The sequence below is a fragment of the Bradyrhizobium sp. SZCCHNRI1009 genome (assembly GCF_032487575.1).
Lineage (GTDB): Bacteria > Pseudomonadota > Alphaproteobacteria > Rhizobiales > Xanthobacteraceae > Bradyrhizobium.
In genome coordinates this window covers 1-20210 of the sequence record NZ_JAUEUL010000028.1, presented here as the reverse complement: position 1 = coordinate 20210, position 20210 = coordinate 1, and the positions used below count along the sequence as shown (strand labels likewise).

General features: G+C 65.8%; 17 protein-coding genes. 9 read left to right on the top strand and 8 right to left on the bottom strand.

Going from position 1 to position 20210, the window contains the following annotated elements:
* The first annotated feature begins 223 nt into the window (after positions 1–223).
* Entirely contained in the window at positions 224–1183 is a 960-nt protein-coding gene (locus QX010_RS29610; protein WP_315802426.1) for a MoxR family ATPase, read from the top strand.
* A 5-nt stretch (positions 1184–1188) separates the two neighbouring features.
* On the top strand, positions 1189–2565 hold the full coding sequence (locus tag QX010_RS29605; protein ID WP_316183231.1) for a vWA domain-containing protein: 1377 nt from the start codon (positions 1189–1191) through the stop codon (positions 2563–2565).
* 264 nt (positions 2566–2829) lie between these two features.
* Here QX010_RS29605 and QX010_RS29600 read toward each other — a convergent pair whose 3' ends face one another.
* The 4 genes from QX010_RS29600 to QX010_RS29585 all read right to left on the bottom strand — a co-directional run bounded on the left by QX010_RS29600 (position 2830) and on the right by QX010_RS29585 (position 6643).
* Positions 2830–3105 carry a hypothetical protein gene (locus tag QX010_RS29600; protein WP_316183230.1) on the bottom strand — a complete coding sequence of 92 codons (276 nt, stop codon included), beginning with the start codon at positions 3103–3105 and terminating at the stop codon, positions 2830–2832.
* A gap of 724 nt (positions 3106–3829) precedes the next feature.
* A complete protein-coding gene (locus tag QX010_RS29595; RefSeq protein ID WP_315802423.1) occupies positions 3830–4276 on the bottom strand; it encodes a RidA family protein in 447 nt (148 codons plus the stop codon).
* A 12-nt stretch (positions 4277–4288) separates the two neighbouring features.
* A complete protein-coding gene (locus QX010_RS29590) occupies positions 4289–5983 on the bottom strand; it encodes a benzoate-CoA ligase family protein (protein ID WP_316183229.1) in 1695 nt (564 codons plus the stop codon).
* 165 nt (positions 5984–6148) lie between these two features.
* On the bottom strand, positions 6149–6643 hold the full coding sequence (locus tag QX010_RS29585) for a MarR family transcriptional regulator (RefSeq protein WP_315751998.1): 495 nt from the start codon (positions 6641–6643) through the stop codon (positions 6149–6151).
* 305 nt (positions 6644–6948) lie between these two features.
* Here QX010_RS29585 and QX010_RS29580 point away from each other — a divergent pair, with 305 nt between their 5' ends.
* Together QX010_RS29580 and QX010_RS29575 are read left to right on the top strand one after the other, a co-directional pair.
* Complete coding sequence (locus QX010_RS29580) at positions 6949–8133, top strand: ABC transporter substrate-binding protein (RefSeq protein ID WP_316183228.1); 1185 nt, start codon at positions 6949–6951, stop codon at positions 8131–8133.
* A gap of 20 nt (positions 8134–8153) precedes the next feature.
* On the top strand, positions 8154–8612 hold the full coding sequence (locus QX010_RS29575; RefSeq protein WP_316183227.1) for a cupin domain-containing protein: 459 nt from the start codon (positions 8154–8156) through the stop codon (positions 8610–8612).
* Between the two features lie 118 nt (positions 8613–8730).
* Here QX010_RS29575 and QX010_RS29570 read toward each other — a convergent pair whose 3' ends face one another.
* From QX010_RS29570 to QX010_RS29555, 4 genes are all read right to left on the bottom strand, one after another.
* The gene (locus QX010_RS29570) at positions 8731–9978 is read right to left on the bottom strand and encodes a flavin-dependent oxidoreductase (protein WP_315802419.1); all 1248 of its coding nucleotides are present in this window, start codon (positions 9976–9978) and stop codon (positions 8731–8733) included.
* A gap of 54 nt (positions 9979–10032) precedes the next feature.
* Entirely contained in the window at positions 10033–12381 is a 2349-nt protein-coding gene (locus QX010_RS29565) for a bifunctional salicylyl-CoA 5-hydroxylase/oxidoreductase (protein ID WP_316183226.1), read from the bottom strand.
* A gap of 87 nt (positions 12382–12468) precedes the next feature.
* On the bottom strand, positions 12469–13305 hold the full coding sequence (locus tag QX010_RS29560) for an enoyl-CoA hydratase family protein (protein ID WP_315802417.1): 837 nt from the start codon (positions 13303–13305) through the stop codon (positions 12469–12471).
* A gap of 48 nt (positions 13306–13353) precedes the next feature.
* On the bottom strand, positions 13354–14115 hold the full coding sequence (locus tag QX010_RS29555) for an SDR family oxidoreductase (protein WP_315802545.1): 762 nt from the start codon (positions 14113–14115) through the stop codon (positions 13354–13356).
* A 170-nt stretch (positions 14116–14285) separates the two neighbouring features.
* Between QX010_RS29555 and QX010_RS29550 the strand changes: the two genes are divergently transcribed.
* Genes QX010_RS29550 through QX010_RS29530 form a run of 5 tightly spaced genes read left to right on the top strand, consistent with a single transcriptional unit; the run spans position 14286 to position 20014 of the window.
* Positions 14286–15116 carry an alpha/beta hydrolase gene (locus tag QX010_RS29550; protein WP_316183225.1) on the top strand — a complete coding sequence of 277 codons (831 nt, stop codon included), beginning with the start codon at positions 14286–14288 and terminating at the stop codon, positions 15114–15116.
* Entirely contained in the window at positions 15113–16399 is a 1287-nt protein-coding gene (locus QX010_RS29545) for an acyl-CoA dehydrogenase family protein (protein WP_316183224.1), read from the top strand. The genes QX010_RS29550 and QX010_RS29545 overlap by 4 nt, the downstream gene beginning before the upstream one ends.
* 2 nt (positions 16400–16401) lie before the next feature.
* On the top strand, positions 16402–17940 hold the full coding sequence (locus tag QX010_RS29540) for a class I adenylate-forming enzyme family protein (protein WP_316183223.1): 1539 nt from the start codon (positions 16402–16404) through the stop codon (positions 17938–17940).
* Positions 17937–19031 (top strand): NAD/NADP-dependent octopine/nopaline dehydrogenase family protein, encoded by a 1095-nt coding sequence (locus QX010_RS29535; RefSeq protein WP_316183222.1) that lies wholly within the window; start codon positions 17937–17939, stop codon positions 19029–19031. Before QX010_RS29540 ends, QX010_RS29535 begins: the two co-directional genes overlap by 4 nt.
* Entirely contained in the window at positions 19028–20014 is a 987-nt protein-coding gene (locus tag QX010_RS29530) for a 3-hydroxybutyryl-CoA dehydrogenase (protein ID WP_315802412.1), read from the top strand. Before QX010_RS29535 ends, QX010_RS29530 begins: the two co-directional genes overlap by 4 nt.
* Positions 20015–20210: the final 196 nt, after the last annotated feature.

Sequence of the window (20210 nt, the reverse complement as noted above, 5' to 3'; positions counted from 1 at the left end):
GCGTGATTTACAGGAGGAGGTTCTCGGTCCATCCGCTGGCGACCGGCAGCCATGCGGCTTGGGCACCCACGCACGCACTGGACAGGGCTGCCGGGTGCGCGTAGCCAGGACATAACACAATGCGAGGAAAAGTCAGGGTTTTCGCCCTGATGCCAACGTCCAGGGACCGGAACGCCGATCACATCTGCGCCGGGTCCTGATACCAGGAAACGGAGTTTCGTCAGTGGCTGATTCCCCGGCCTCCCCTTCAGCCATCGCCTCGATCGCGGCCGTCGAAGCCGGCCTCGCCGCGCAGGGCTATATCGCCAGCCGCCAGATCGCCACCGCCGTCTACCTGTCGCAGGCGATCGACAAGCCGATCCTGGTCGAGGGGCCGGCCGGCGTCGGCAAGACCGAGCTCGCCAAGGCGATCGCCGCCTGGCGCGGCCTGAAGATGATCCGGCTGCAATGCTATGAGGGTCTCGACGAGGCCAAGGCGCTGTACGAGTGGAAATACGCCAAGCAGCTGCTCTACACCCAGATCCTGAAGGACAAGCTCGGCGAGGTGCTCGGCGGCGCCCAGACCTTGCATGCCGCGCTCGGCCAGCTGCATGATTTCGGCGACGTGTTCTTCTCCAAGGAGTTCGTCGAGCCGCGGCCGCTGCTGCAGGCGCTGCTCGAGCCAAACGGTTGCGTACTGCTGATCGACGAGATCGACAAATCCGACGCCGAGTTCGAATCGCTGCTGCTGGAGATCCTCTCCGATTTCCAGGTTACGATCCCCGAGCTCGGCAGCATCGCCGCCGCAAAGCCGCCGACGGTGATCCTGACCTCCAACTCCGAGCGCAATCTCGGCGACGCGCTCAAGCGGCGCTGCCTGCATCTGCACATCGGCTTCCCCGAGCAGAAGCTGGAGGAGCGCATCGTCGAGAGCCGCGTGCCCGGCATCGCGCAGAATCTGCGCCGGCAGCTCGTGGCCTTCATCCACGACGTCAGGACGCTCGACCTGAAGAAGCAGCCTTCGGTGAGCGAGACCATCGATTGGGCGCGCGTGCTGGTGCTGCTGCAGGCCGCTGAACTCGGCCACGAGGTGGTCAAGGACACGCTCAACGTGCTGCTGAAATACGAATCGGACATCGAGGTTGCGCTGCCGCAGGTGACGACCTTCGTCGCCAAGGCGCAGCGCCAGAACATCTTCGGGTAGGCGCCATGCAGGAGAACCTGCATCGGTTCTTCCGGGCGGCGCGCGGCGCCGGCGTGCACGTCTCGCCGGCCGAGAGCATCGACGCCATGCGCGCGGTGGCGAGCGTCGGTCTCGCCGACCGCACGGTGCTGCGCGACAGCCTGCTGCTGACGCTCGCCAAGAGCGAGGACGAGAAGAAGGCGCTCGGCGCCTGCTTCGACCTGTTCTTCGCCCATGTCGATCCGGCGCAGGCCGAGGCGAATGACGAGACGCGGCAGGACGCGGCGTCGAAGGAGGCCCAGGCAGCTCCGCCATCATCGGGACAGCCGGCCGGCGCCGAGGCGGATGCAGAGCTTGGGCCCCTCGCCCAGATGCTGCTGACGCAGAACACGGCTGACATCTCGGCCGCGATCGCCAACGCGTCCAGCGCCGTCGGGCTGTCGGAGATCCGCTACTTCACCCAGCGCGGCCTGTTCTCCAGCCGCATGCTGGAGACGATGGGCATCCAGCGGCTGCGCGACGATCTGGATACGCTCACCGAAACCAATCCGTCATTGGCGGAGCGGCTGCAGGCCGGGCTCGACGGCCTGCGCGACACCGTGCGCGATGCCGTCGCGCAGGCGCTGGCGCTGTACGGCCGAGAAGAGACCGAGAATCTGCGCCACGAGATCCTGCGCAATGCCCAGCTCTCGCGCATCGAGCCGCGCCAGGTCGCGGCGATGCGGGCGCTGATCCGGCAGATCGCGCGCCGCCTGCGCGAGCGCTATGCGAAGCCGCGCAAGCGCCAGCGCCGCGGCCATCTCGACGTCCGCCGCACGCTCCGCCGCAACGCCGCCTGGGGCAGCGTGCCCTTCCTCACCGCGTGGAAGCGACGGCACCGCGACCGCCCGAAGATCGTCGCGCTGTGCGACGTCTCCGGCTCCGTCGCCCGCGTCTCGGACTTCTTCCTGCTGCTGATCCACAGCCTGCACGACGTCGTCAGCGATGTCCGCTCGTTCGCATTCTCCGGCCACCTGATCGAGGTCAGCGAGATCCTGGAGCAGAAGCCGGCCGAGGAGGCCATGGCCGAGATCATGCACAAGGTCGGCTTCGGCTCGTCCGACTACGGCTCGTCGCTGGTCGATTTCGAGAAGCAGTTCATGGCCTCGGTGACGCCGCAGACCACCGTGATCATTCTGGGTGATGCCCGCAGCAACAAGCTCGCCCCGCGCGCCGACATCCTGAAAGCGATCTCGGAGCGCGCCAAGCGCGTGGTGTGGCTCAATCCAGAGGGCCGCATGACCTGGGGCTGGGGCGATTCAGAGATGCCGCGCTACCAGACCTTCTGCAACGTCGTCCGCCCCTGCGCGACGGCCCAGCAGCTCGAGCGCGCCGTGAGCGACATCGTCTCGGCCTATCAGTAGGCCACCGCTCTCACCCCGTCATTGCGAGCGAAGCAAGCAATCCAGGGGTGGAGCAAGGACTCTGGATTGCTTCGTCGCTGCGCTTCTCACCATGACGCCGAAAATTCGTAGGGTGGCAAAGCCGTCGTGCGGCGCAAGCCGCGCGATGGCGTGCCCACCGACAGTCCATCCGCGCAAGACGGCGGGCATGGCGCGAACATGTAACACGGACAAACAATCGCATTGCGGGCGCGCCTTTGCCCACCCTACGCACCGTCGGCGGAGCTACCTTGCCCCCGCCGCCCGCTTCAACAATGCCGCACGCTGCTGGTCCGTAAAACTCACCCCCGACTTCTTCTCCACCACGCGCGCCGCCCACGACCGCATCGGATCGTCATCCACCCGCGCCGGCTCGCGCAGAATGGCGACGCCGATCTCCAGCATCTTGGCATCGGCCTGATGCTCGATGCCGCCGCCACCGACGCTCGCCAATGCCAGCGCGCCGGCCGCAGCGCCGATGCCGGCGGCCAGCGCCGTCGTCACGAAGAGTTTCCAATCCAAGTCCGCCCCCCTGCTCTCATCCGCCCCTGGGCGGCCACGCTCGAACAGGTTGGTGGCCGCGACATGGCGATCCCGCGTCCATCGTTCGACAGAGGGCGCATCAGACGACCACAATTGTTCGACGAACGAAGCGCAATGCCTGCGAACTGGGATGTGCTGTGTGACTGCCCTTCGCGTTACCATGTCGCAGCGCTCGAGCCTTGTGTCGTCGGGCAAATCACGACGATGCTTGCGCCCAACCTGCTCCGGCGAAGAGGGGCGTACGCGTCGTCACGATACGTGGGGCAGGCTGCGGTGGACGCCGTTGCATCATGCGCTTGTTGCGCGGACGAGTGATGTCGTGGCGTACGGTGAAGTCGTGATGTCCTGATACCCCGACGCTGGTATCACCCGCGCAACGCGCTACGCGCGTTGTCGCGAACGCGACGAGGCTTCGCCTCGCGCGGAGGTGGCCAAAACGCCCGGCGCACCAGGGAGACCACGTATAAGCCGTCAAACATCGCGCAGGGAAGGCCGGCATGTTCGGCCCACCTGTGGTTCCTGCCCCGTGCATTTTTGATCGCACGGGGGCCGCGGGTGTGGTGGACACCCGGCCTTCCCTGCGCCCTCGATTTTCGCCGGGGGTGATCGACCAGCAAAGCTCGGGCCGACCAGCCGCGAGAGCGCGATGTCATATTCCAGATTCGACCGATCAAAGACGGGCCCCTGCCGGCAGCACCCGCCCTCAGCGCGGCACCACCGCAGTCGCCTCGATCTCCACCCGCGCGGCCTTCTCGACCAGCCTGACGACCTGCACCAGGGCCATCGCGGGATAATGACTGCCAAAGATCTCGCGATAGATCTTCCCAAGCTCCTTCAGATGGCCGAGATACTCATCCATGTCGACGACATACCAGGTCAGGCGCACCAGGTGCTCCGGACGCGCATGGCCCTCGGCCAGGATTGCGGAGATGTTTTCCAGCGCCTGCCGCACCTGCGCGACGAAGCCGTCGGCGAGCGTCTCGCTCGCGTCCCAGCCGATCACGCCGCCGGTGACGACGATGCGCCCCTCGGCGCTGATGCCGTTGGCATAGCCCTTTGGCATCGGCCAGCCGCTCGGCTGCAGCACGCGCATGCCCTCGGCCTCATCCTGCTTCACCACGGCCAGCGTGGGCGCCTTGGTCGTGCTCACGACTGTGCCTCCTTATCGATTGTCAGCGCCGGACGGCGGCGCGGCCACGCCTTGCGCCAGCTGCCGCAGGGCAAAGCGCTTCAGCTTGCCGGTCTCGGTCTTGGGCAACTGTGTCACGAACTCGATCGCACGCGGATATTTGTACGGTGCGATCTCGCGTTTGACATGCTCCTGCAGTTCGGCCACCAGCGCCGGCGTGCCTTCGGCTCCCGGCGCCAGCACGACATAGGCCTTCACGACCATGCCGCGCGCGTCGTCGGGAGCACCGACAACGCCGCATTCGGCGACAGCCGCGTGCGTCAGCAGCGCCGCCTCGACGTCGGTGCCGGCGATGTTGTAGCCGGACGAGACGATCATGTCATCGGAGCGCGACTGATACCAGAAGTAGCCGTCCTCATCCATCACATAGGTATCGCCGGTGACGTTCCAGCCGTTCTGAACATATTTGCGCTGACGCTCGTCCGCGAGATAGCGGCAGCCGGTGGGACCGCGCACTGCGAGCCGCCCCATCGTGCCCGGCGGCACGTCGCGGCCCTCGTCGTCGACGATCTTGGCCTCGTAGCCCGGCACCGGCTTGCCGGTGGCGCCGGGGCGGATCTCGTCCTCGATGGCGCTGATGAAGATGTGCAGCATCTCGGTCGAGCCGATGCCGTCCATCAGCTTCAGCCCGGTCGCCTTCAGCCAGGCGTCGAAGGTCGGCTTCGGCAGGGTCTCACCGGCGGAAACGCATTTGCGCAGCGAGGAGATGTCGCGCCCCTCGAGCTTGCTCAGCATCGCCCGATAGGCGGTCGGCGCCGTGAAGCAGATCGTGGCCTTGGTGCGCTCGATGGCCGCGAGCAGATCGTCCGGCGAGGTCTTTTCCAGCACGACATAGGATGCCCCGATATGCATCGGAAACAGCACGCCGCCGAAGCCGAAGGTGAAGGCGAGCGGTGCGGTGCCGATGAAGCGGTCGCTCTGGCTGGCGCGCAGCACGTTGCGGGCGTAGCCGTCGCACACTGCGAGCATGTCGCGGTGAAAATGCATGGTGCCCTTGGGATCGCCGGTCGTACCGGAAGTGAAGGCGATCAAGCAGAGATCGTCGGAGGCGGTGTCGACTGCGGTGAACTCCGGGCTGGCATCGGCGATCAGCGCTTCCAGCGCGCTGGGCTGGCCGTTGCCCCAATAGACCACCTGCTTCAGCGCCGGCGCGATCGGGCGGGTCTTTTCCATCTCGTCGGCGAGCTTGCCGTCGCACAAGGCCAGCGCGATCTGCGCCTTCTGGATCGGATAGGACAGCTCTTTGGCGCGCAGCAGCGGCATGGTGGCGACCACGATGCCGCCGGCCTTGATGACGGCCAGATAGGTGGCAACCATCATCGGATTGTTGGCGGAGCGGAGCAGCACGCGGCCGCCGGGCACGAGGCCGAGCTTGCCGACCAGGACGTTGGCGATCCTGTTCACCAGGGCCTGCAGCTCGCGATACGTGTAGCCGATGTCAGCGCTGATGATGCACGGCGCATCGCCCCGCCCCTCAGTCACCCAGCGATCGACGAAATGCGTCACGCAGTTCAGCCGCGGCGGATATTGGAATTCGGGCCGGCTGAAGACGAAGTCAGGCCACAGCTCGCGTGGCGGCAGATTGTCCTGGGCGAAGGTGTCGACGTGAGCGCTGTGCGCATGCGCAGTGGCGCTCTCCGGCTGCTGAACCTTGGCGGCAGTGGCCATCACACGCTCCTGTCTGAAGGGAAGAACGCCCGGCACGTTTCAGTCCTAAACATTTTAGACTTAAAACATCTGGACGCAAGAGCCGAAGATTGTGCACTGCCCGCAAATTGTTTGAGCGTTTGCCGCGCGTGGCAGCGTGGCGTGCGACGTCCTGTCAGGCCCGCTTCAATCCTGCCGGCGCTGCACGGCCTTCTGCGCCGACCCCTTGGTCTTGGCGAGCAGCCGCATCAACTCGCGCACGTCCTTCTCCGTGAGATCGCCGAAGATATCCGCGATCCAGGTCTCGTGCTCGGCCGCCATCTTGCGGAATTCGGCGCGGCCGAGCTTGGTCAGCCGGATCACCTGGACGCGGCGGTCGGTATCGGAGGTGCGGCGATCCAGATGGCCGGATTCGACGAGGCGCTCGACCAGTCCGGTAACGTTGCCGTTCGAGACCATCATGCGCTTGGAGACGTCGGACAGGGTCATGCCATCAGGCGCCTTGTCGAGCTGCGCCATCAGGTCGAAACGCGGCAGGGTCACGTCGAAACGCTCACGCAGCCGGCTGCGGATCTCGCCTTCGATCAGCGTCGTGCAGGTGAGCAGGCGCAGCCACAGCCGCAGCTCCTCGGCATGGTCCTCGGGCAGCTCGACGGCCTTGGTCTCGGAATCAAGCGTCATGACGGAATCACTTGGGCACGTTCAGCCTCGTCTGGCGAGGCTCGTGAGTTTGACCTTCAGGACCTCCCGGGAGCAAGGAAAAATGTACCGTCATTTTGCGCAGGACGATGAGGCGGCAATTCCTTTAACCTTCAAGCAATTGGCGCGGCGCTTGCATGCGTGCCGAAACTGCCCTTTCCGCAAGCAGCTCGCTTGCGGCTGAGGGCGTCATCAGACTAGGCTTGTGACCAAGCTGCGGTCTGGCCCATCGTTTGGTCAGGTGCAAAAAACATAAACCTGAAATTCCGCATCCCGGGGGAGTTGTCATGAAAATGAGTTCGAAGCTGGCCGGTCTCGGCGTCGGTCTTGGCATTGCTGCGAGCCTGCTCGCCCAGCCGACGCTGGCCGCCGACAAGATCAAGATCGGCGTCATCGTCACCCTCTCCGGCCCCGCCGCCGCGCTCGGCGGCCAGGTCCGCGACGGCTTCAACCTTGCCATCAAGGACCTCGGCGGCAAGATGGGCGGCAAGGACGTCGAGGTGGTCGTCGCCGACGACGAGCTCAAGCCGGACGCCGCGATCACCAAGGTCAAGGGCCTGCTCGAGCGTGACAAGGTCGACTTCGTCGTCGGTCCGATCTTCTCCAACATGCTGCAGGCGATCCACCGGCCGGTCACCGAGAACAAGACCTTCCTGATCAGCCCGAATGCCGGTCCGTCCAGCTACGCCGGCAAGGAGTGCAGTCCCTACTTCTACGTGACCTCGTACCAGAACGACCAGGTGCATGCCGTTCTCGGCAAGGTCGCGCAGGACCGCGGCTACAAGAAGATGTATCTGCTGGTTCCGAACTACCAGGCCGGGCGCGATTCCGTCGCCGGCTTCAAGCTCGACTACAAGGGCGAGATCGTCGAGGAGTCCTACGTCCCCCTCAACACGCTCGATTTCCAGCCCGAGCTGTCCAAGATCTCCTCGCAGAAGCCGGACGCCGTGTTCACTTTCATGCCGGGTGGCATGGGCGTGAACCTCGTCAAGCAGTTCAAGCAGGCCGGCCTTGCCGACACCATTCCGGTGCTCTCGGCCTTCACGGTCGACGAATCCACGCTGCCTGCGCAGCAGGACGCCGCGGTCGGAATGTTCGGCGGCGCCAACTGGGCGCCCAATTTCGACAATCCGCAAAGCAAGAAGTTCGTCGCCGGCTACGAGGCCGCCTACAACAGCGTGCCCGGCACCTACGCCATGCAGGCCTATGACGCCGCGCTTTTGATCGACAGCGCCGTGAAGGCGGTCAATGGCGACCTCAGCAACAAGGATGCGGTGGCCGCGGCGCTGAAGAAGGCCGATTTCGCCTCGCTGCGCGGCAACTTCAAGTTCAACACCAATGGCTACCCGATCCAGGACTTCTATCTGACCAAGGTCGCCAAGCGGCCCGACGGCAAGTTCCAGACCGAAATCGTGCAGAAGGTGTTCGAGAACTACGCCGACCGCTACGCCAAGGATTGCGCGGCCAAGTAACAACAGGGAGCGAAACCAACATGAACCATCCGGAAATCGCCGGCATCACCCGGGCCAATGAGGGCATCCAGGGCATCTCCTGGAACATCCTCGGCCAGGTCTACGTGCCGAAGAGCCGCACCGAGCACAGCTTCTCCTGGCATGCGACGTTCCCGGTCGGCACCTTCGTGCCGCCGCACATCCATCCCGACCAGGACGAATATCTCTACATCCTCGAGGGCCGGCTCGACTTCTTCCTCGACGGCGCCGAGGAATACGCCACCGCCGGCGACACGGTGCGGCTGCCGATGGGCAAGCCGCACGGCATCTTCAACAAGTCGCAGCAGACGGCGAAGACGCTGTTCTGGGTGTCGCCGACGCGGCGGCTCTACGAGCTGTTCTGGGCGATCCACAACATGCGCGACCAGAACCCCGACGACGTGGTGAAGCTCGCCGCCGAGCACAACATCCACTTCCTGCCCCCGCCTCCGGGGGCGTGAGGCGGGCTGGTGCTTGGGTTCGAACTATACCACAGAATGCAGTCGGCTCCCTCTCCCCGTTCTTACGGGGAGAGGGCTGGGGTGAGGGGCAGCCCGGAAAACGGTGCTCGACGCTGACTTACGACGCCTGTCGCGTCACCATCCGCGCGGCAAAGCCGGCCCGGCTGGCATAGCCGCGCACGATGCCTTCGCGGGCTTCGTAGTTGAGGATGGTGTTGATGTCGCTGAACCCCTGCGGCGCGAGCTGCTCGACGGCATCGATGACGCCCTCGGGGCCGCCGCGACGGTTGGACGCGACGATCTCGGCCGTCATCGGCAGCCGCTTCTGCTCATAGGTCATCAGCGCCTGGCGCGGATGCTCGGAGCGGGCCAAGGCATCGGCGAGCGCTCGGGCATCGAGAATGGCCTGCGAGGCGCCGTTGGAGCCGACCGGGTACATCGGATGCGCGGCGTCGCCCAGCAGCGTGACGCGGCCACTCGACCAGTAAGGCAAGGGATCGCGGTCGCAGCAGGGATATTCCCAGAACTCCGGCGTCGCCCGCACCATCGCGGCGAAGTCGACCTGGGGAATGGAGAAGCCGTTGACATGCGGCATCAGCTCGTCGGCCTTGCCGAGCCGCGACCAGTCCTCGCGCCGCGGCGGCGCGGTGTTGGCATCGCCGATGCGCACCAGCACCGCCCAGTTGGTGAGCCGGGTCGCGGGGCTGGAGCCCTCGGCGATCGGGTAGATCACCGCCTTGGCGTTGAGGCCGCCGGCGATGATCATCGAACGCCCGGTCAGGAACACCGGCCAGTCGGTGGCGCCGCGCCACAGCATCAGGCCGTTCCAGCACGGCGCGCCCTCGTTCGGGAACAGCGTCTGCCGGACCTTGGAATGGATGCCGTCGGCGCCGATCAGCACGTCGCCGCGGGCGGTGTGGACATGGGCGCCGGTGCGGTCGAAGAAATACGCGGTGACCCCGCCCTCATCCTGGGTGAAGGCGCCGAGCCGGCAGCCGGTGTGGACCTTCTCAGGCCCGAGCCGCTGCATCACCGCCTGATGGATCACGCTCTGCAGACGGCCGCGGTGAATCGAGAATTGCGGCACGTCATGGCCGGCATCGAGCCCGCGGGTCTCGTGCCAGACCTCCTGGCCGCGCCGGGTCAGGTAGAACAGCTCATAGGTCCGGATGGCGACCTCGTCGAGCCGGTCGAGCAGCCCGAGCTGGGCGAGCTCGCGGATCGCGTGCGGCAGGGTGTTGATGCCGACACCGAGCTCGCGGATTGCATCCGCCTGCTCGAACAGCTCACAGTCGATGCCGCGCGCCCGCAGCATCAGAGCCGTGGTCAATCCGCCGATACCGCCGCCTACGATGATCGCCTTCATCGTTCCCTACTCCACTCGTACTTCGCATACCGGGCGGCAGCGTTGCACAGCGGCTCACTCCGCCGCAAGCGGCTTCGCAGCCTCGGCCTTCAGCTCGGCCCGCGTTTTCGGCTTAGCCTTAATCTTCAGCTCCTCGAAATCCTGCCGGTCGCGGACGCTGTTGCGGAAGATCTGCTCCTTGCCCGGCAGATATTGCGGCGGACAGAACATGTCGGCGCCGTACCAGGCCGCGGCCTTCATCGTGAAGGCGGGGTCGACCAGATGCGGACGGCCGAGCGCGACGAGATCGGCGCGGCCGGCGGCGAGGATGGTATTGATCTGGTCGGCCGAAGTGATGTTACCGACGCACATGGTGGCGACATCAGCCTCATTGCGGACCTGGTCCGAGAACGGCGTCTGGAACATGCGGCCGTAGATCGGCTTGGCCTCGCGCACGGTCTGCCCGGTCGAGACGTCGACGAGATCGACGCCCGCCTCGCCGAAGGCGCGGGCGATCAGCACCGCGTCGTCACCAGTGATGCCGCCCTCGGCCCAGTCGGTGGCGGAGATGCGTACCGACATCGGCTTGTGCGCCGGCCACGCCGCGCGCATCGCCGCGAACACTTCCAGCGGGAAGCGCAGCCGGTTCTCCAGCGAGCCGCCGTACTCATCGGTGCGCCTGTTGGTCAGCGGCGAGATGAAGCTCGCGAGCAGATAGCCGTGGGCGCAGTGCAGTTCGAGCATGTCGAATCCGCAGCGGTTGCCGCGCTCGGCCGCAGCGACGAAGTCGGTCTTGATCGCATCCATCGACTGGCGGTCGAGCTCGCGCGGCACCTGGCTGTCCGGGAAATACGGCAATGGCGACGCCGACACCACGTCCCAGCCGCCCTGCTCCAACGGCCGGTCGATGCCGTCCCACATCAGCTTGGTCGCGCCTTTGCGGCCGGCGTGGCCGAGCTGCAGCGCGAACTTCGCCCGCGAGTTCGCATGGACGAAATCGACGATGCGCGTCCACGCCGCCTCCTGGGCGTCGTTCCACAGACCGGCACAGCCGGGCGTGATGCGGGCACCGCGGCTGACGCAGGTCATCTCGGTGAACAGCAGACCCGCGCCGCCGATCGCGCGCGAGCCGTAATGCACCAAGTGGAAATCGCCAGGGACACCTTCCTCCGCCGAGTACATGCACATCGGCGACAGCACCGCGCGGTTCACGATTGTCATCTCGCGCAGCTTGAGCGGCTGGAACATCGGCGCCAAGGGCTTCTCGACATCGACATCAAAACCCTTGGCGCGGACCTGGCGCGCGAAGGCCTTGTCAACCTCGGCCACGAAGTCCGGCGCGCGCAGAGTGAGATTGTCGTAGGTGATCGCTTTCGAGCGCGTCATCACGCCGAACGCGAACTGAACCGGATCGAAATCCCAGAAGCGGTCGACATGCTCGAACCAGACCAGCGACACGTCGGCGGCGTGCTGGGTCTTCTCGACCTCCTCGCGCCGGCCATGCTCGTAAAGATCGAGCGCCGCTGGAATGTTGGGCGCGCGCTGCATGGCGTCGGCCAGCGCGATCGCGTCCTCCATCGCAAGCTTGGTGCCCGAACCGATCGAGAAATGCGCGGTCGACTTGGCGTCACCGAGCAGCACCATGTTGTCCCTGACCCAGCGCTTGTTGCGGATCATCGGGAAATTGCGCCACATCGAGCGGTTGATCAGCAGCGGATGGTCGCCGAGGAACCAGCCGAAGATCTCCTTCATGCGATCGGCGGACTGCCGCTCGTCGAGCCCGGTCAGGCCGGCGCGCTCGAAGGTCTCGGGATCCGTCTCGAATATCCAGGTCGAGTGCCCCGCCTCATACTGATAGGCGTGCGCAATGAACGGGCCCCACTCCGTCTCCTGGAAGATGAAGGTGAAGGCATCGAGCGGCTTGGTCGAGCCCATCCACGCGAACTTGTTGGCGCGCAGGTCGACCTCGGGCTGGAAGTGATCGACATACTTCTGGCGGAAGCGGCTGTTGATGCCATCCGACAGGATCAGGAGATCGGCATCAGCGAATTGCGTCTCGTCCTCGAGATCGACCTCGAAGTGCAGAGCGACACCCAGCTCGTGGGCACGCTCCTGCAGGATGCGCAGCAGCGTGCGGCGCGAGCAGCCGCAGAAGCCGTTGCCGCCGACGCGATGCACCGTGCCGCGGAAGTGCACGGCGATATCATCCCAGTAGGCGAACTCCTGGGTGATGCGCTGGTAGCTCGGCAGATCGTGCTTCTCGAAATTGTCGAGCGTGGCGTCCGAGAACACCACGCCGAAGCCGAACGTATCGTCGGCACGGTTGCGCTCGTAGACCGCGATGTCGGCGCTGGGCCGCTGCTTCTTGAGCAATATCGCCGCATAGAGACCGGCAGGTCCGCCGCCGATGATCGCGATCTTCATGAGCGCCTCCGCTGGAGAGCCGAGCCAATGAAAATTATTTTAGACCTAAAATATCTCCTGGCAAGTCCCTTTGGTTCCCGCGGCCGCTCAATTGCCCTGGAAGACCGGTTTGGACTTGGCGGCGAATGCTTCGAAGGCGCGGTTGAAATCCTCTGTCGTCATGCACAAGGCCTGGGCAACTGCCTCCGCCTCGATCGCCTCCTCGACCGACATCGCCCATTCCATCGCCAGCATGCGCTTGGTCATCGTGTTGGCAAAGGTCGGGCCGTTCGCGATCTCTGTTGCCAGTGTCACGGCCTGCCCCAGCACGTCGGCGGGCGCGACGGTGCGGCTGAAGAAGCCCCAGCGCTCGCCCTCGTCCGCGCTCATGAAGCGGCCAGTGTAGAGCAGTTCGGACGCACGCGACTGGCCGATGATGCGCGGCAGGATCGCGCAGGCGCCCATGTCGCAGCCGGCAAGACCGACCTTGTTGAATAGGAACGCGACCTTGGCGCCGGTCGCTGCGAGACGAATGTCGGAGGCCATCGCGACGATGGCGCCGGCACCGGCGCAGATGCCCTCGACCGCGGCGACGATCGGCTGCGGACAGGCGCGCATCGCCTTGACCAGGTCGCCGGTCATGCGGGTGAAGGCGGTGAGACCCTTGGTGTCCATCTTCACCAGCGGGCCGATGATCTCGAACACATCGCCGCCGGACGAGAAGTTGCCGCCGGCGCCGGTCACGACCACCGCCTTGACCTCATCGTCGAAGGCACAGGCCCGGAAGAAATCGGTCAGCTCGCGATAGCTCTCGAACGTCAGCGGATTCTTGCGCTCGGGCCGGTTCAACGTCACGGTCGCGACGCGATCCTTGACCGTAAGCAGGAAATGGCTGGGCTTGTAGTCCGCCAGCGGCACGGTGACTGGGTTGGCCGGTCTCGACATGTAAGTTCCCTCTGTTCAACTGTTTTCGTTAGGCCAGGGCGCTGCGGCTCACACTTCGCCGCCGGCAACCGCGATCGCCTGCCCCGTGATCGCACCGGCACCGCTGCCGCACAGCCACAGCACAGTGTCGGCAACCTCCTGCGGCATGATGAGACGCCCCTGCGGATTGTGCTTGGCAAGCTCGGCGATCGCTTGCTCCCGGCTGCGGCCGGTCTTTTTCATGATGTTGTCGACGCTTTCCGCGACAAGATCGGTATCGGTAAAGCCGGGACACACGGCATTGACCGTGACGCGCGTCGCGGCCAGCTCCAGCGCCAGCGATCGCGTGAGGCCGACGACCGCATGCTTGGCCGCGGTGTACGCGCTGACATAGGGATAGCCCTTGAGGCCCGCGGTAGACGCCACTGCGACAATCCTGCCGTAGGGCCTGCCCTTCATCGCCGGCAGCACCGCCTGCACGGCGTGTACGACGCCCATGAAGTTGATGTCCATCATGCGGTGGAACAGCGCGGTGTCGGATTTCAGGAACGGCGCCGATTCTGCGCTTCCCGCATTGGCAACCAGAATGTCGATCGGCTGATGCGCGGCGGCGCTTGCGGCTGCGGCATTGAGCGCCGCCGGATCGGCAACATCGGCGATTGCGGCGTGATCTGCGCATCCGGCCGCGATGGCCTCATCGAGCGTTGCGCGGTTGCGACCGACGATCGTCACGGTTGCGCCCGCAAGCTTCAAGGCGCGCGCGATTTCGCGGCCAATGCCGCGCCCGCCCCCGGTCACCATCGCATGCGCGGCTTGCGGAAGTCCGGACATGCGTGCGCCTCCTCTGATTTCGTTGGCTCGTCTCGACGGAGAAGTTATTTTAAACTTCAAATTTTTGCAACAACACGCCGGAAGCGGCTTGACACCTCGTTTACCGCGACTAGCGTTCAAGGGCCTGGAGCGAGCAACGTAGCGGCCTCGGGCATATCTCGGAGGTCTGCGTGCCTGCGTCGCAAATCGTTACCACGAAGGACGGCCGCTTCGGCTACGAGGCATCGGGGACGCCCGAGCAACAGAGCGTTGTGTTCCTGCACGGCATCGGTGGCGCCGCGCGCGCCTGGCGTGGTCAGCTCGATTATTTCGGCGAGCGCTGCCATGCGGTGGCCTGGGACATGCCGGGCTATGGCCGATCCGCCCGGCTCGACATGGTCAGCATCACCACGCTCGCTGCTGCGCTCCAAGACTTCCTGATTCAGATCGGCGCCAAGCAGCCGATCCTCGTTGGTCATTCCATCGGCGGAATGATCGTACAGGAATGGTTGACGATGCATCCACAGGCCGCGTCGGCCGTGGTGTTGGCTCAGACCAGCCCGGCCTTCGGCAAGGCCGACGGCGACTGGCAGAAATCGTTCATCGAGGCGCGCCTCGGCCCGCTGGATCGCGGAGCGACGATGGCGTCACTGGCGTCGGGCCTGGTCGAGGAGTTGGTCGGCGACGATCCCGATCCGCACGGCCTTGAAATTGCAACCTCCTGCATGGCCGGCGTGCCCGAGGCAAGCTATCGCTCGAGCATGCTGGCCCTGCTCGGTTTCGACCGGCGACAAACCTTGAGGGACATCAAGGTGCCGACGCTGGTGCTCTCGGGATCGAAGGATCGCAACGCACCGGCGCCGATGATGGAGAAGATGGCGAGCTTCATTCCCGCGTCGAGCTATGTCGAGATCCAAGGCGCCGGCCATCTCGTCAATCTCGAACGGCCCGGCGAATTCAACACTGCGCTCGACGCCTTTCTGAGGGCGCACGCGACAACGACGGCAGCGGAGGCACAATGACCATTCAGGTCCAGAAGACGGCGACGGCATCCCGTGAGGCGCTCGACGCCCCGATGTTCGATCCGGCCGCGTACCGGCTGACCGCTGAGCAGGCCGACATCATCACTCGCGCTCGGCAACTCGGACAGAGCGTGCTGGCGGGCCGCGCCGCGACCTGGGATCGCGAGGCGAGCTTTCCGACTGAGAACTACAAGGACCTGCATCGCGCCGGCCTGCTCGGCATCTCCGTTCCCAAGGCTCTCGGCGGCCTCGGCGCCGGCTACCAGACCTATGCACTCACCGCCGCCGAGATCGGCCGCTATTGCGGCGCGACCGCGCTGACCTGGAACATGCACGTTTGCTCGACCTTATGGTCCGGACCGCTCGCCGACGACCTCGACATGGAGGACGACGTCCGCGCCGAGCATGAGCGGCGGCGCGCGATCCACTACAAGCGCATCGTCGAGGACGGCGCGATCTACTCGCAACCGTTCTCGGAAGGCGGCGCAGCCGCGGCGGGCGGCGTCGCCTTCGGCACCGAGGCCAAGCCGGTCAATGGCGGCTGGCTGATCAACGGCAAGAAGATCTTCGCCTCGCTTGCCGGACACGCGGATTATTATGGTGTGCTATGCACCGAGGTCAGCGAGGGCGAGAAGGCGTCCCGCCGCAACACGCTCTATCTCGCGGTGCCGGCGAAAACGGAGGGCGTCTCCGTCGTCGGCGACTGGGATCCGCTGGGCATGCGCGGCACGGTGTCACGCACGCTGCTGTTCAAGGATGTCTTCGTCGCGGAAGACGCCGCCTTGATGCCGCGCGGCGTCTACTTCCAGGCGGCCATGCGCTGGCCGCACATGTTCATGACGCTGTCGCCGACCTATATGGGCCTGGCGCAGGCGTCCTATGACTTCACCGTCAAATATCTGCGCGGCGAGGTGCCGGGCATGCCGCCGGTCAAGCGGCGGATGTATCCGACCAAGCAGATCGCGGTGGCGCAGATGCAGATCAAGCTGGAGCAGATCAAGGGCATCTGGTTCCAGGCGGTGACCGAGGCGCGCGCCAATCCGACCAAGGAGCAGGTGCTGCGCGCCTATGCGGCGCAATACTCGGTGATGGAGGGGGCCAATGACCTGGCGGCGCTCGCCATCCGCACCTGCGGCGGACAGTCGATGCTCAAGACGCTGCCGCTGGAGCGCATCTATCGCGACAGCCGTTGCGGCTCCCTGATGCTGCCCTGGACCGCCGAATTGTGCCTCGACCGCATCGGCCGCGAGGCACTGTACGAGCCCGGCGAGACGGACGACTGAGCGTGGACCTCTGCAACCTGATCGAGCGCAATGCGGCGTTCACGCCGGACAAGCCGGCGATCCACTTCGAAGGCGTGACGCTGAGTTATGCCGATTTCAGCGCGCGCATCGCTCTGACGGCGCGGGCGCTGAAATCGGAGTTCGGCGTCGGGCGCGGCGACCGCGTCGCGATCCTGAGTCTCAACCGGCCGGACTATCTGGTCCTGCTCTATGCTTGCGCGCGGCTTGGCGCGATCCTGGTGCCGCTGAACTGGCGGCTTGCGGTGGCCGAGCAGGTCTTCATTCTTTCCGATGCCGCGGCCAAGGTGCTGGTGCTCGAGCAGGCGTTTGCGCCGGTGCTGCCGGTGCTAGCGGAGCAGCACCCGGAGACAGTGCCGGTCGGCATCGATTTCACGCCGGCTAACGGATTGCAGATCGACGATCTCCTAGCGCGTGGCCACGGCGACGATCGCAACCCGCACATCGATCTCTCCTGCCCGCTGCTGATCGTCTACACCTCGGGGACCACGGGCCGGCCGAAGGGCGCAGTGCTGCGGCAGGAGGCGCTGCTGTGGAACGGGGTGATGAGCCAGCACATGCATGGCCTGACCTCCGACGATCACGTGCTGACGGTGCTGCCGCTGTTCCATGTCGGCGGGCTCAACATCCAGACCACGCCGGCGCTGCATCACGGCGCCACCGTCACGCTGCACGCCCGCTTCACCCCGGATTCGACGCTGGCCGCGATCGTCAGCGACCGGCCGACATTGACCGTGCTGGTGCCTGCAACGATCCAGGCCGTCACCGAGCATCCGGGCTGGGCCGCCGCGAACCTGTCGTCGCTCAAGGCCGTCGCCACCGGCTCGAGCATCGTGCCGCCGGCGCTGATCGCGCGTATCACGGCGCGCGGTGTGCCGGTACTGCAGGTCTATGGCTCGACCGAGACCTGTCCGATCGCGGTCTACACGCGGCTCGGCGGCAACCTCTCGCGCGCAGGCTCGACCGGCCTGCCCGGGCTGTGCTGCGAGGCCAAGATCATCGACAAAGACGGCGACGAGCTTCCGGCGGGCAAAGCGGGCGAGATCGCCGTGCGCGGGCCCAATCTGTTCTTCGAATATTGGGGCAACGCCAAAGCCACGCAGCAGGCGATCCATGACGGCTGGTATCGCACCGGCGACATCGCCCAGCGCGATGCGGAGGGGTACTTCTTCGTGCTCGAGCGCAAGAACAACATGATCATCTCCGGCGGCGAGAACGTCTATCCGGCCGAGATCGAGCGTGTGCTCAGCGAGCATCCCGACGTCGTCGATTGCGGCGTGATCGGCCGGCCCGATCCGCGCTGGGACGAGGTGCCGGTCGCCTTCGTCGTCAGGCGCCAGGGCTGCGCGCTGGACGCCGAGACCCTGCGCGCGCATCTGCAGTCGCAGCTCGCGCGCTTCAAGGTGCCGCGGGACATCGTTTTCGTCGACGACCTGCCGCGCACCGCGCTCGGCAAGGTGCAGCACCATCTGCTGCGCCAGATCGATGACCCCGAAATAAGCGAGACGGAGACGCGCTCTTGAAAATTGCAGTGCTCGGCGGCGGCAACGGCTCCTTTGCAGCGGCAGGCGATTTCGCGCTCGGAGGTCACGAGGTCCGGCTGTGGCGCCGCGATGCGGACGCTGTCGCGCAGCATCGAGCGGCGGGCTCGACGATCGTCGTCAAGGACGTCAATGGCCGGCATGAGGCCAGGCTCGCGCTGGTCACGACCGACATCGGCGAGGCCGTCCATGGTGCCGAGCTGATCCTCTGCCCCGCGCCGGCCTTCGCACAGGCCGACATTGCGCGCCATCTGGCGCCGCATCTGACCGACGGCCAGGTCGTATTCCTGCCGCCGGCGACCTTCGGCACCATGATCTTCGCGGCAGCCGCGCGCGATGCCGGCAACAAAGCCAGTGTCAGCTACGCCGAGACCGGCACCCTGCCCTGGCTGACCCGCAAGCACGGACCGTTCGAGGTCGCGATCACCATTCGCGCCAAGCGGCTGCCCGTCGGAGTGTTTCCGCTGAAGACGGCCGAGCATGCGCTCGCCATGATCGGCAAGGCGTTCCCCGGCGTGATCGAGCCGTGCGGCGATGCGCTGTCGGGCGCACTGATGAATGCCGGCTGCATCATTCATCCGCCGCTGATCGTGATGAATGCAGGGCCGATCGAGCACTTCGAACGCTGGGACATCCACAAGGAGGGCACGCAACCGTCGATCCGCCGCGTTACCGATGCGCTCGATGCGGAGCGGATTGCGGTACGCGAAGCGCTCGGCTATGGCGCGCCGCATTTCCCGCTGGCGCATCACTACGCCAAGGAGGGCGAGATCTGGATGTATGGCCGCGGCTCGCACGATCGGCTCACCGATTCCGGCGATTGGCGCGAGCAGCTCGTGCTGACGCAGCACCGCTACATGCGCGAGGATCTCCGGCTCGGCCTGTCGTTCCTGATCTCGGCGGCCGAGCTGAGCGGCACGCCGGTGCCGCTTGCCCGCGCTTTCCTTGCCATCGGCGGCGCAATCTGCGGCGAGGATTTTTGGGCGACGGGACGCACGCTCGCCAGCCTCGGCCTTAGCGGTCTCGATCGAACCGCCTTGCAGGCGCTGCTGCGCGACGGGTTCGCGGCATGAGCACGCGCGGTCATATTGCCTGCCTCGGCGCCGGTCGCATGGGGCGCGGGATCGCGGTGGCTTTCGCCTATGCCGGCCATCCCGTGACCATGATCGACATCAAGCCGCGCACGGCGGCCGAGTTCGACAGGCTGCGGCGCGAGGCGCTCGGCGAGATCAGCGCGACGTTCGCGACCTTGACGCGGCTCGGGATGCTGCAGGCCGCGGATGCCGACAGACTGATGGCGAAGATCAGCGTGGCTCCGGCCGGCGCGAGCAGCGACGTGCTGGTGCAGACCACGCTCGTCTTCGAAGGCGTGCCGGAGATCGTCGACCTCAAGCGCGAGGTCTTGGCTGCGGCGTCGCGCGCGGTCGCGCCGGACGTGATCATCGCCTCGACGACGTCGACCATCCTGGTCGATGATCTCTCCGGTGCGGTCGAGCGGCCCGAGCGCTTTCTCAATGCCCATTGGCTCAACCCGGCCTATCTGATCCCGCTGGTCGAGATCTCGCCGGGCAAGGCCACAGATCCCGACGTCACGGCGCGGCTGAAGGCTCTGCTGGAAGACATCGGCAAGGTGCCGGTGGTCTGCGCGGCGACGCCGGGCTTCATCGTGCCGCGCATCCAGGCGCTCGCCATGAACGAGGCGGCGCGCATGGTCGGCGAAGGCGTCGCCAGCGCCGAGGAGATCGACAAGGCGATCCGCTACGGCTTCGGCTTCCGCTACGCCGTGCTCGGCCTGCTCGAATTCATCGACTGGGGCGGCGGCGACATCCTCTATTACGCGAGCCGCTATCTCGAAGGCGCGCTGGGTAGCGATCGCTACCGCGCGCCGGAGGTGATCGAGCGCAACATGGCGGAGGGCCGCATCGGCCTGCGCACCGGCTCGGGCTTCCTCGACTACTCCGGCATGGACGTCGCCGCCTATCGCGAGCAGCGGCTGGGAGCGCTGGTCGACATGCTCAGGCATTTCAAACTGGCCCGGCCACCGGTGGTGGATTGAGCGCGGCGAGTGCACGTGAATGCGCCCTCTCCCTTTGCGGGAGAGGGCATGTAGGACAGTGCGGCGAGCTCGGTTGGGTGAGGGGTTTTTCTCTATGAGCGACACTCGCGGAGAGATACCCCCATTGGCGCTAACTTACCAAATTAACGCTTGGTATTCTCGTTTTCTTGGCGGCTCTTGGAGATGGCGTTGAATG